Origin of the sequence: Streptomyces fulvorobeus, assembly GCF_013167895.1 — a bacterium.
GTDB classification, from domain to species: Bacteria; Actinomycetota; Actinomycetes; order Streptomycetales; family Streptomycetaceae; genus Streptomyces; species Streptomyces fulvorobeus.
Map to the genome: position 1 here is coordinate 3,376,918 of NZ_BLWC01000001.1, position 11,664 is coordinate 3,388,581.

General features: G+C 70.4%; 10 protein-coding genes, 3 tRNA genes and 3 pseudogenes. 8 read left to right on the top strand and 8 right to left on the bottom strand.

All coding sequences use genetic code 11. The features are described from left to right. Positions 1-14: 14 nt before the first annotated feature. From Sfulv_RS15320 to Sfulv_RS15335, 5 genes and pseudogenes are all read right to left on the bottom strand, one after another. A tRNA-Gly gene (locus Sfulv_RS15320) sits at positions 15-90 on the bottom strand. Between the two features lie 23 nt (positions 91-113). Beyond that, a pseudogene (locus Sfulv_RS30445) lies at positions 114-552 on the bottom strand (response regulator); the annotation flags it as partial. A gap of 174 nt (positions 553-726) precedes the next feature. Further along, positions 727-799: transfer RNA gene (locus Sfulv_RS15325), tRNA-Gly, on the bottom strand. A 79-nt stretch (positions 800-878) separates the two neighbouring features. After that, positions 879-950, bottom strand: a tRNA-Gly gene (locus Sfulv_RS15330). A gap of 152 nt (positions 951-1,102) precedes the next feature. Further along, positions 1,103-1,438, bottom strand: a complete 336-nt coding sequence (locus Sfulv_RS15335) for a histone-like nucleoid-structuring protein Lsr2 (RefSeq protein WP_173314309.1) — start codon at positions 1,436-1,438, stop codon at positions 1,103-1,105. A gap of 407 nt (positions 1,439-1,845) precedes the next feature. On the opposite strand from Sfulv_RS15335, the gene purS reads away from it, so the two are divergent. The 6 genes and pseudogenes from purS to Sfulv_RS15365 all read left to right on the top strand — a co-directional run bounded on the left by purS (position 1,846) and on the right by Sfulv_RS15365 (position 7,679). Then, entirely contained in the window at positions 1,846-2,097 is a 252-nt protein-coding gene (gene purS, locus Sfulv_RS15340; RefSeq protein WP_173314311.1) for a phosphoribosylformylglycinamidine synthase subunit PurS, read from the top strand. Continuing rightward, positions 2,094-2,773 (top strand): annotated as a pseudogene (gene purQ / locus Sfulv_RS15345) (phosphoribosylformylglycinamidine synthase subunit PurQ). Before purS ends, purQ begins: the two are co-directional and overlap by 4 nt. Beyond that, positions 2,770-5,019, top strand: a complete 2,250-nt coding sequence (gene purL, locus Sfulv_RS15350; protein WP_173314313.1) for a phosphoribosylformylglycinamidine synthase subunit PurL — start codon at positions 2,770-2,772, stop codon at positions 5,017-5,019. Before purQ ends, purL begins: the two are co-directional and overlap by 4 nt. Positions 5,020-5,112: 93 nt before the next feature. Beyond that, a complete protein-coding gene (locus Sfulv_RS15355) occupies positions 5,113-6,000 on the top strand; it encodes a M23 family metallopeptidase (RefSeq protein ID WP_173314315.1) in 888 nt (295 codons plus the stop codon). 10 nt (positions 6,001-6,010) lie between these two features. Further along, positions 6,011-6,811 (top strand): maleylpyruvate isomerase family mycothiol-dependent enzyme, encoded by an 801-nt coding sequence (locus Sfulv_RS15360; protein WP_173314317.1) that lies wholly within the window; start codon positions 6,011-6,013, stop codon positions 6,809-6,811. 37 nt (positions 6,812-6,848) lie between these two features. Further along, positions 6,849-7,679: an META domain-containing protein gene (locus tag Sfulv_RS15365; RefSeq protein WP_173314319.1), complete on the top strand. Its 831-nt coding sequence runs from the start codon at positions 6,849-6,851 to the stop codon at positions 7,677-7,679. Positions 7,680-7,682: 3 nt separating this feature from the next. Here the strand turns inward: Sfulv_RS15365 and Sfulv_RS15370 are convergent. Further along, positions 7,683-7,844, bottom strand: a pseudogene (locus Sfulv_RS15370) (twin-arginine translocation pathway signal protein); the annotation flags it as partial. 117 nt (positions 7,845-7,961) lie between these two features. Then, on the bottom strand, positions 7,962-8,054 hold the full coding sequence (locus Sfulv_RS31485; RefSeq protein ID WP_371874670.1) for a putative leader peptide: 93 nt from the start codon (positions 8,052-8,054) through the stop codon (positions 7,962-7,964). A 418-nt stretch (positions 8,055-8,472) separates the two neighbouring features. On the opposite strand from Sfulv_RS31485, the gene purF reads away from it, so the two are divergent. Together purF and purM are read left to right on the top strand one after the other, a co-directional pair. Then, complete coding sequence (purF, locus tag Sfulv_RS15375; RefSeq protein ID WP_173314322.1) at positions 8,473-9,999, top strand: amidophosphoribosyltransferase; 1,527 nt, start codon at positions 8,473-8,475, stop codon at positions 9,997-9,999. A 60-nt stretch (positions 10,000-10,059) separates the two neighbouring features. Then, entirely contained in the window at positions 10,060-11,133 is a 1,074-nt protein-coding gene (purM, locus tag Sfulv_RS15380; RefSeq protein WP_173314324.1) for a phosphoribosylformylglycinamidine cyclo-ligase, read from the top strand. 214 nt (positions 11,134-11,347) lie between these two features. Here the strand turns inward: purM and Sfulv_RS15385 are convergent, their stop codons facing one another. Then, positions 11,348-11,602: a DUF3073 domain-containing protein gene (locus tag Sfulv_RS15385; protein WP_173314326.1), complete on the bottom strand. Its 255-nt coding sequence runs from the start codon at positions 11,600-11,602 to the stop codon at positions 11,348-11,350. Between the last annotated feature and the right edge of the window lie 62 nt (positions 11,603-11,664).

Genomic DNA, 11,664 nt, shown 5'->3' on the forward strand with positions numbered 1-11,664 from the left:
GGGGCCTTCTTGCGTGGAGCGAACGACGAGGTTCGAACTCGCGACCTCAACCTTGGCAAGGTTGCGCTCTACCAGCTGAGCTACGTTCGCAGTGCGCCGAAGTGCGGTGCCTACTATACCCACCCTCGCTGCCGGGCCGGACGCGATGCCGTACGACGGTTCTCCGCACCGCATTCGGAGTCCGCCGACGACAGGGGGTCGCGTACGTCCCCTGCGGCAGGGAGGCCCCTCCGCGACAGGCGCTCCGTCCGCCGCCCGTTCCCGCACCTCGGTCTCCCGGGCGGTCGGGGCGGCGAGGCGCTCGCGGAGATCGCGTCAGCCGCCAACTCCGGCTCCGCGGAACCGTTTCCGGCGTGCACCGTACGGATGGCCCCGGCCGGCCGCGGGCGCTGACCGCGTTCGGCACGGACGCCTGGACGCCCGCCGCGAGCGCGCGCTTCAGATGCCCTGTTGTGGAGTGGCTCGTCGCGGTCGCCGCCCGGCAACCGGTCAGTCCGGCCCGCAGCGATGTGGCGACCTTCACACCTCGGTGCCCGGCATCTCCCGATCAAGGGCCTCCGAAGTGACGCGTGCCGAGCGAGGGCGCAGGCGGATACCAAGAGGCCGATCCGGGGACAGGGCGGCGCGAGAAGATGCGACAGCCGAGGCGCCAGGAGCCCCGACGGAAAGGGCGGCACGGATACGACAAAGGCCCCGGTCGATAAACGACCGGGGCCTTCGATCAAGAGCGGACGACCAGGTTCGAACTGGCGACCTCAACCTTGGCAAGGTTGCGCTCTACCAACTGAGCTACGTCCGCATTGCTGCCACTCGGCTTTCACCGGTGGAGCGCTCACCACTCTACCTGATCCACCAAGGGGCCAGAAAGTGTGGTGCAGAGCGGGTGACAGGAATTGCACACTGCGCCTTCCCCCTGGAAGGGGGATGTTCTACTACTGAACTACACCCGCACGCGGCTCGGGACCGGGCCTTTCGGCCTTGCCCCTCGGCGTGCTCCAGACTCTAGCCGACCTGCGGGGGTGTCGCGCAAGTCGGCTCCCCGCAGGAGTCGCGAAGAAGGCCGGAAGCGGCGCCGGCCGGAGGGTCCCGGTGCCGGTGCCTCTCAACTGGCGGCGTGGAACGCCTCGTAGACCTTCTTGGGAATCCGGCCCCGGGCCGGCACCTCCATCCGGTGCGAACGGGCCCAGGCGCGGACCGCCGCCGGGTCGGGTGCGAGTGAGGTGTGGTGGTACGAGACGGGAGTCTTGCCGTGCTTGCCGGCATTTGTCTGCTTCCGGCCCGCCGCCATGTACGGCGCCAGAGTCCTGCGCAGTCTCTTTGCGTTGGCGGGGTTGAGGTCGATCTCGTACGACTTCCCGTCCAGGGCGAAGGTGACCGTTTCCGCCGCTGTTCCCCCGTCGATGTCGTCGGAGAGCGTAACCACTACGCGCTGAGCCACGGATATCGGTCCTTTCCTACGGCACCGCCGCTTCTGACATGCGGTGATGCCGGCCTTCTCGGCTGTCAGGCGGATGCGGATCGACTGGTGTCGACTGTTCCGGGGTGATGCCGCTTTCCCCGGGTAATCATTTGTACAGCGACGGGTGCCGCATTGTGAAGCCCAGTCAATTGCTTCAGCGTGTCCACGGGCAATCCGGTGAGGAATTTTTTTCCAGGACTTTCCCCGTGAGTTGTCGCAGCCGATATCTCGGTGTGATCCGCCCGGCCGGAGGCCCGCCGGGGCCGCGCCGGGGACCCGCTGAATATCTATGCGCGTAGAATTTCCGGCCAGGTACGCTGAGTGGACCCGCGGGGGTCTGGGGAACCCCCCGGAGACACAGCCGCACCACACCACCGGGAGTGCCAGTGGCACGCGTCGTAGTCGACGTCATGCTCAAGCCGGAGATCCTCGACCCGCAGGGACAGGCTGTGCAGCGCGCACTGCCCCGTCTCGGCTTCGAAGGAATCGCGGACGTACGTCAGGGAAAGCGATTCGAGCTGGAGGTCGAGGGGCCGGTCGACGACGCCGCCCTGGCCCGCGTCAACGAGCTCGCGGAGACCTTTCTCGCCAACACCGTCATCGAGGACTTCGTCGTGAGGGTGGAGGAGGAGAAGTGACCGCTCGTATCGGCGTCGTCACTTTTCCCGGCACCCTCGACGACCAGGACAGCCTGCGGGCCGTCCGGATCGCGGGCGCCGAACCCGTATCCCTCTGGCACCGCGACAAGGACCTGCACCAGGTCGACGCCGTGGTCCTGGCGGGGGTTTCTCCTACGGCGATTATCTGCGGGCCGGAGCCATCTCCCGTTTCTCGCCGGTCATGGAGACCGTCATCGAGCAGGCGAAGGCGGGAATGCCCGTCCTCGGCATCTGCAACGGTTTCCAGATTCTCACCGAGGCCCACCTGCTGCCCGGCGCCATGCTGCGCAACAACCACCTCCACTTCATCTGCCGGGACCAGAAGCTGAAGGTGGAGAACGCGGGCACCGCGTGGACCTCGGACTACACCGAGGGCCAGGAGATCTCCGTACCGCTGAAGAACCTGGACGGCCAGTACACCGCCGACGAGCGCACGCTCGACGAGCTGGAGGCCGAGGGCCGTGTCGCCTTCCGCTACCTCGACGTGAACCCCAACGGCTCGCTGCGCGACATCGCCGGCATCACCAACGCCGCGGGCAACGTCGTCGGCCTGATGCCGCACCCGGAGCACGCCGTCGAGCCGCTGATCGGCACCGGTGGCACCGACGGTCTCGGATTCTTCACCTCGATCATCAAGAAGCTGGTCGACGCATGAGCCTGGACACGGTCGAGCACGCGGCCGAAACCCCGGATTCCGAGCAGCCCTGGAAGGAACTCGGCCTCAAGGAGGACGAGTACGCCCGCATCCGCGAGATCCTGGGCCGCCGTCCCACCGGCGCCGAGCTCGCCATGTACTCCGTGATGTGGTCCGAGCACTGCTCGTACAAGAGCAGCAAGGTCCACCTCAAGCAGTTCGGCGAGAAGGTCCCCGACAACGACGCGATGCTCGTCGGCATCGGCGAGAACGCCGGTGTGGTCGACGTCGGCCAGGGGTACGCGGTCACCTTCAAGGTCGAGTCGCACAACCACCCCTCGTACGTCGAGCCCTACCAGGGCGCGGCCACCGGCGTCGGCGGCATCGTCCGCGACATCCTCGCCATGGGTGCCCGCCCGGTCGCCGTCGTCGACCCGCTGCGCTTCGGCGCGGCGGACCACCCCGACACCAAGCGGGTCCTGCCCGGCGTCGTCGCGGGCATCGGCGGCTACGGCAACTGCCTCGGCCTGCCGAACATCGGCGGCGAGGTCGTCTTCGACGCCTGCTACCAGGGCAACCCGCTCGTCAACGCCGGCTGCATCGGCGTGATGCGCCACGAGGACATCCACCTGGCGCAGGCGTCGGGCCCCGGCAACAAGGTGATCCTGTACGGCGCCCGCACCGGCGGCGACGGCATCGGCGGGGTCTCCGTGCTCGCCTCGGAGACCTTCGACTCCACCGGTCCCGCCAAGCGGCCCGCGGTCCAGGTCGGCGACCCGTTCCAGGAGAAGCTCCTCATCGAGTGCACCCTGGAGATCTTCAAGGAGAAGCTCGTCGCGGGCATCCAGGACCTCGGCGGCGCCGGGCTCTCCTGCGCCACGAGCGAGCTGGCCTCCGCGGGTTCGGGCGGTATGCGCGTCGAGCTGGACACCGTGCCGCTGCGCGACTCCTCCCTCTCGCCCGAGGAGATCCTCATGAGCGAGTCGCAGGAGCGCATGTGCGCGATCGTCGAGCCGCAGCACGTCGAGCGCTTCATGGAGATCTGCGAGAAGTGGGACGTCATCGCCACCGTGATCGGTGAGGTGACCGAGGGTTCGCAGCTGGAGATCTTCTGGCACGGCGAGCAGATCGTGGACGTACCGCCGCGGTCCGTGGCCCACGAGGGCCCGACGTACCACCGCCCGTACGCCCGCCCGTCGTGGCAGGACGCGCTCCAGGCCGACGACGCGGGCAAGCTGGCCCGCCCGGCGAACGGCGCGGAACTGCGCGCGCAGGTCCTCAAGCTGGTCGCCTCCCCGAACCAGGCGTCCAAGTCCTGGATCACCGACCAGTACGACCGCTTCGTGCAGGGCAACACCGTGCTGGCGATGCCCGAGGACGCGGGCATGGTCCGGATCGACGAGAAGTCGAACCTGGGCGTGGCCATGGCGACCGACGGCAACGGCCGGTACGCGAAGCTCGACCCGTACACGGGTGCGCAGCTCGCGCTGGCGGAGTCGTACCGCAACGTCGCCGCCTCCGGTGCCAGGCCGCTGGCGATCTCGGACTGCCTGAACTTCGGTTCGCCCGAGGACCCGGACGTCATGTGGCAGTTCGCCGAGGCCACCCGTGGTCTCGCGGACGGCTGCCTGGAGCTCGGTACGCCGGTCACCGGCGGCAACGTGTCGCTGTACAACCAGACCGGTGACACGGCGATCCACCCGACCCCGGTCGTGGCCGTGCTCGGTGTGATCGACGACGTCACACGGCGCACGCCGATCGCCTTCGCGGAAGAGGGCCAGCTCCTCTACCTGCTCGGTGACACCCACGAGGAGTTCGGCGGCTCGGCCTGGTCCGAGGTCGTCCACCAGCACCTGGGCGGTATGCCGCCCAAGGTCGACCTGGGCCGCGAGAAGCTGCTCGGCGAGATCCTGATCTCGGCCTCCCGCGACGGCATGATCGACGCGGCGCACGACCTCTCGGACGGCGGCCTGATCCAGGCCGTCACCGAGTCCTGCCTGCGCGGCGGGAAGGGCGCGCGGCTCGTCGTGCCGGACGGTCTGGACGCGTTCACCTTCCTCTTCTCCGAGTCGGCCGGGCGCGCGATCGTCTCGGTCCCGCGCAGCGAGGAGCTCCGCTTCAACGACATGTGCGGTGCGCGGGGTCTGCCCGTGACCCGGATCGGTGTCGTGGACGGCGAGGAGATCGAGGTGCAGGGCGAGTTCGGCATTCCGCTGAGCGAGCTGCGTACGGCCCATGAGGGCACCCTTGAGGGACTGTTCGCCTGAGTCCCGCCCGTCGTGCCGAAGCCCTCGTCCGGGTCGACCGGACGGGGGCTTCGGCGGTCCGGTCCTGAACCCGCGCATACCGAGGGGGAGTTCGTGTCCGTACGCAAAGCCGCGGCGGTGCTGAGCCGCTGCTGCTGGATCGCCTTCCTCGCACTGGTGGTCATCAGCTTCCTCACCGATCCGCTCGTGCCCTACGGGGTGACGTTCGTGCCGGCGGTGGTTGGCATCGTCATCGGTCTCACGCTGAACCGCCGCAGCCGTGCGGACCTGGCCGGGGACCGCCCCGCCGTCGTGACCGAGCCGCCGGTGACCGGCCGCTGGAGCGCGCTCAACAGCCCGGCCGACAGGGTGCCGAGCCACGGAACCCACGTCTACGGGCAGACGTACGCGATCGACATCGTGGCCGAGCCGCAGGGCGCGGGGGCCCCGGCCCGCCCGCCGTTCCGGTGGCTGTGGCCGCTGGTCCGCCGCAACCGGGACTTCCCGGCCTTCGGCGCCCCGCTGTTCGCGGTCGCGGACGGCACCGTGGTGCGCGCGAACGACGGCCGACGTGACCACCTCAGCCGGAACTCGGGTCCCGCGCTCGCCTGTCTGATGCTGTTCGAGGCCCCTCTGCGCGACATGACGGGCGCGGGCGGGGTCGTCGGGAACCACCTCGTCCTCGACCTCGGCGACGGTACGTACGCGCTCTACGCCCACCTGCGCCGCGGCTCGCTCCTGGTGAGGGCGGGCGACACCGTCGAAGCCGGACAGGAGCTCGCCGCGTGCGGGAACTCCGGCAACTCCACCGAGCCGCACGTCCACTTCCAGCTCATGGACGCTCCGGACCTCGACGTGGCGCGGGGCATCCCGTTCAGCTGGCGGGGCATCGGCGTACCGGCGAACGGGGAGCACTTCACGGTGCGGGAGACCTTGGACGGTTCCGCCGACGAGGGCACCGGTTCGTCCGAGGGCACCGGTTCGTCCGGTAGCGCCGGTTAGTCTCGCCCGTATGCCTCCGGCCAAGAAGCGCCCCCGCACGTACGACGCCACCAGGACCCGGGCCGCACTCCTGGCCCAGTTCGCCCACGTACGCGAAGCCGTACGCACCCTCGGCCCCGAGCCGCTCGCGCTGCCGACGCGCCTGGGGGACTGGACCGTGCGGGAGCTCGTCGTGCACCTCACGATGGCGCTGTCCCGGGTCACCGACGCCCTGGAGTTGCCGGAACCGGCCGGTCCGAAGCCGGATGTGGGCCTGCTGGAGTGGCCGTTCTCCACGGCCGGCCGGGCCGGGAGGATCGACCGGGCCACGCGGGAGCTGGCCGCCGCCCGTCCCGACCTCGACGCGCTCTGCGCGGAGGCCGCGGACCGCTTCGGGGAACTGGTGGCCGCCGTGCCGGAGGACCGGCTGCTCGCGACCGGGGTCGGGAGCATGCGGCTCGGGGACTTCCTGGTCACCCGCACGGTCGAGCTGGTCACGCACACCGACGATCTGAACGCGGCGGCCGGTCTGGACATCCCGTACGACCGTCAGGCGCTCGCCGCGTGCACCCGGCTGCTCGCCGACGCCCTCGCCGACAGGGCTCCCGGCGGCTCGGTCGAGGTGCGTATCCCGCCGTTCGCCGTCGTCCAGTGCATCGGCGGTCCCAAGCACACCCGCGGCACCCCGCCCAACGTCGTCGAGACCGGTCCGCTCGTCTGGGCCAGGCTCGCCACCGGCCGCACCCGCTGGGCCCAGGCGCTGGAGGCGGCCGAGGTCAGCGCGAGCGGGGAGCGGGCCGATCTGGCCGGTCTGCTGCCCCTGATGGGCTGAGGGGAACCGGATCGCCACCCCGATCCGTCCCAGGGCCATGCGCACTCAACGTATGGCCCTCAGCGTCCTGGCCCTTCTCACCCTGGCCGCCTGCGGCACGGAGCCGGGTTCCGGCGCCGGCTCGGGGTCCGACACCGGAAGCGGCACCGTGCGGAGCGATCCCCGCCTCACCGACGTCCGCTGGAGCGTGCGGTCGATGACGGTCGGCGGCAAGCGGACCACCGCCCCGGCCGCCGCCCACCTCACGATCGGCTCCGATGGCAGGGCCACCGGCAATCTCGGCTGCAACCACTACACCGCCGACGCCCGCGTCGAGGGCGGGACGGTGACCGTGGGGCCGGGGACCACCACCGAGATGGCGTGCGAGAAGGACGTCCAGGACTTCGAGAACGCCCTGGCCCGCGCGTTGGACGGCACGCTCAAGGCCGACGTCAGGAGCGGGACCCTGACCCTGACGACGGCCGGGGGCGACACCGTCACCCTCGGCTCCGAGCCCTCGGCCCCCGTCCCCCTCGCCGGCACCACCTGGACCGTCACCACCCTGTTGGACGGCGAGACCGCCACGTCGGTGCCCGCCGGCACCCGGGACAAGGCGCCCCGCCTCACCTTCGGCAAGGACGGGACCGTGGAGGGCAGCCTCGGCTGCAACAGCTTCCGGGGCACGGCGAAGGTCACGGACACGGCGATCACCTTCGGACCGCTCGTCTCCACCCGCATGATGTGCGGGGAGGCCGAGATGGACGTCGAGCGGTCCATGCTCGCCGTCCTGCGGGGGAAGACGACGTACACGCTCGACGGCCACGCCCTGTCCCTCACCGCGCAGGACGGCAAGGGACTCGGCGCCTCCGCTCCCAAGGACGAGAAGTAGCGGTCACCCGCCGCCTGTCGGATACGGCAGCAGCCCCGCGTCCGTCCGCTCCCAGGCCGCCCGCAGAGCGGCGAGCAGCTCCGGTTCGGCGGCGGCCCGGTCGGCCTGCTCCCGCTGGTCGTGCGAGAGCCGGAACAGCTGATCGGCGCCTCCCTCGCCCCGGTAGACCGAGGCCCGGGAGCTCAGCCGGGCGGAGCCCAAGGGCTCAGGAAAAGGCCGGGAAAAGGCTCGGCGCACGCCCGTTGACGGGCCCTCGCAGGGCCGCCGGGGGTGCGGAGTGACTCAGGCGCAGCGACAGATGGCGCTCGACACACGTCCCAGATCGACGTGGCGGCGCTCCACGAGCGTGACCGACCGGTCACCGGGGGGCTGCATGGCAGGAGCCTGCCAACCCTGTCGCGCGGCTGTCAATGCCCGGTCCCGGAGGCTGGGCGTCCCCCTGGTCCGTCCGCCGAGGCCCGCCGCGGTGTGAGGCTCACCACGGAACAGTCGTGCGGTGGGCGGCTTCGCCGGCGGTCCCCCGGATCACCGTGCGCCACGACGCACCGCGCCGCACCCGGGCGGCGGACGACCAAAACCGCCCGTCGGCCCACCGGTAATCCGGGCGTCCGCCGCCCAAAGGCCCCGGACCGCCCGCCCGGTCACTTCGCCCCGGTCACCCGGAGTGATCACCGAGGGAGGTGCGGAGGGCGCGCCCCGGGGGCCGGTCATCCACGTACCGGGAGCCCCGGCAGCCCCGGGGCGGCAGACGGCGAATTCGGACCGGTGGTCGATCTCGCCTACACTCGGTGGCGTGCCTCGTGGTGATGGACGACTCAACCACGACCTGCTCCCCGGAGAGAAAGGCCCCCAGGACGCTTGCGGCGTCTTCGGTGTCTGGGCTCCGGGCGAAGAGGTCGCCAAGCTCACCTATTTCGGACTGTATGCCCTGCAGCACCGTGGACAGGAGTCCGCGGGCATCGCAGTGAGCAACGGGTCCCAGATCCTGGTCTTCAAGGACATGGGACTGGTCTCGCAGGTCTTCGACGAAACGTCCCTGGGATCGCTCCAGGGCCACATCGCGGTCGGTCATGCCCGCTACTCCACCACCGGCGCCTCGGTGTGGGAGAACGCGCAGCCGACGTTCCGTGCCACCGCGCACGGTTCGATCGCCCTCGGTCACAACGGCAACCTGGTCAACACGGCCCAGCTCGCGGAGATGGTCGCCGACCTGCCCCGCAGGGACGGCCGAGCCACCCAGGTCGCCGCGACCAACGACACCGATCTCGTGACCGCCCTCCTCGCCGGCCAGACCGACGAGGACGACAAGCCGCTCACCGTGGAGGAAGCCGCCACCAAGGTGCTTCCCGAGGTGAAGGGCGCCTTCTCGCTCGTCTTCATGGACGAGCAGACGCTGTACGCCGCCCGCGACCCGCAGGGCATCCGCCCGCTGGTCCTGGGTCGTCTGGAGCGCGGCTGGGTGGTGGCCTCCGAGTCCGCCGCCCTGGACATCTGCGGCGCCAGCTTCGTCCGCGAGGTCGAGCCGGGCGAGCTGATCGCCATCGACGAGAACGGCCTGCGCACCTCGCGATTCGCGGAAGCAAAGCCTAAGGGCTGCATCTTCGAGTACGTGTACCTGGCCCGCCCCGACACCGACATCGCCGGACGGAACGTCTACCTCTCCCGGGTGGAGATGGGCCGCAAGCTGGCCGCCGAAGCCCCCGTCGACGCCGATCTGGTCATAGCGACCCCGGAATCCGGAACCCCCGCGGCCGTCGGCTACGCCGAAGCCAGCGGAATTCCGTTCGGCGTCGGCCTCGTCAAGAACGCCTACGTCGGCCGCACCTTCATCCAGCCGTCGCAGACCATCCGCCAGCTGGGTATCCGGCTCAAGCTGAACCCGCTCAAGGAAGTCATCAAGGGCAAGCGCCTGGTGGTCGTCGACGACTCGATCGTCCGCGGCAACACCCAGCGCGCACTGGTCCGGATGCTCCGCGAGGCCGGTGCCGCCGAGATCCACATCCGGATCTCCTCCCCGCCGGTCAAGTGGCCCTGCTTCTTCGGCATCGACTTCGCGACCCGCGCCGAGCTGATCGCCAACGGCATGACGGTCGAGGAGATCGCCACGTCCATGGGCGCCGACTCGCTCTCGTACATCTCGCTCGACGCGATGGTCGAGGCGACGACGATCGCCAAGCCGAATCTCTGCCGCGCCTGCTTCGACGGCGAGTACCCGATGGAGCTCCCGGACCCGGAGCTGCTCGGCAAGCAGCTGCTGGAGACCGAGCTGGCGGCCGGCCCCGCCGCGACCGCGGCGGCCGACGCGCTGCGTCGTCCGTGACCCGGTACGACCGGCGCCTCTCCCACCAGCCCCGTATCTCCACACGAAAGATCCCAGGCAATGTCTGAGACAACAGGTGCTTCCTACGCGGCAGCGGGCGTCGACATCGAAGCCGGTGACCGCGCCGTCGAGCTGATGAAGGAGTGGGTGAAGAAGACCCAGCGCCCGGAGGTCGCCGGACTCGGCGGTCTGGGCGGGTTCGCCGGTCTCTTCGACGCCTCGGCACTCAAGCGTTACGAGCGCCCGCTCCTCGCGTCCGCCACCGACGGTGTCGGTACGAAGGTGGACCTGGCCCGCCGGATGGGCGTGTTCGACACCATCGGCCACGACCTCGTCGGCATGGTCGTCGACGACCTGGTCGTCTGCGGCGCCGAACCGCTCTTCATGACCGACTACATCTGTGTCGGCAAGGTGCATCCCGAGCGTGTCGCGGCCATCGTGAAGGGCATCGCCGAAGGCTGCGTCCTCGCGGGCTGCGCCCTGGTCGGCGGCGAGACCGCCGAGCACCCGGGCCTCCTCGGCCCCGACGACTTCGACGTGGCGGGCGCCGGCACGGGCGTGGTCGAGGCCGAGCAGCTGCTCGGCGCGCACCGCATCCGCAAGGGGGACGCGGTCATCGCGATGGCGTCCTCAGGTCTTCACTCCAACGGGTACTCGCTGGTCCGGCACGTCTTCTTCGACCGCGCGGGCTGGTCGCTGGACCGCGAGGTCGAGGAGTTCGGCCGCACGCTCGGCGAGGAGCTGCTGGAGCCCACCAGGATCTACTCCCTGGACTGTCTGGCCCTCACCCGCACGGCCGAGGTGCACGGCTTCAGCCACGTCACGGGCGGCGGCCTCGCCAACAACCTCGCCCGGGTCGTCCCGGACGCGCTGCACGCCACCGTGGACCGCTCCACCTGGGCGCCGGGCGCGGTCTTCGACCTGGTCGGCAGGACGGGTCAGGTCGAGCGCCTGGAGCTGGAGAAGACGCTGAACATGGGCGTCGGAATGATCGCGATCGTCCCGGCCGACTCCGTGGACGTGGCACTGACCACGCTGGCCGACCGGGGCGTGGAGTCCTGGGTCGCCGGTGAGATCACGGACCGCGGCGCCCACGCGTCCGGCGCGGAGCTGGTCGGCGAGTACGCCAAGTAGGCGGTACGCGGCGGGTCACCGGGATCGTCCGGTCACCCGCCGCGAACCGGGCCTCCGGGGCCGGAGCACGTACTCGGTCGCCGCGCGGGCCGGGGTCCTTCGACCACCGCGGTCCGGGGCGTCAGGATTTCGGGCCGCAGGGCCGCAGGGCTTCGGGGCAGCACAAAACCCGGTCCGAGCGAGGCCCGGACCGGGTTGTTGTGTCAGCGCGAGGTCAAGCGCCGCGGCGCTGTGACGAAGGGCCGGACTGGCCGTCCTCGTCCTCGTCCTCGACGTTGTACTGCTCCGCGTACTGTGCGTACGGGTCATCTTCCTCGTCGTCGTCCTCGAACGGCTCAGCGTTCGGTGGCTGACTCGAAGGTGATGCGCCCAGCTCATTGGCCAGACGCGACAGGTCGGTCCCGCCGCTGCTGTACTTCAGCTGACGGGCGACCTTGGTCTGCTTGGCCTTTGCCCGGCCGCGCCCCATGGCTCGACCCCCTCGGTGACGGGGCTCGACGGCCCCAGAGTCTTGACACGCGTTCATGTTTC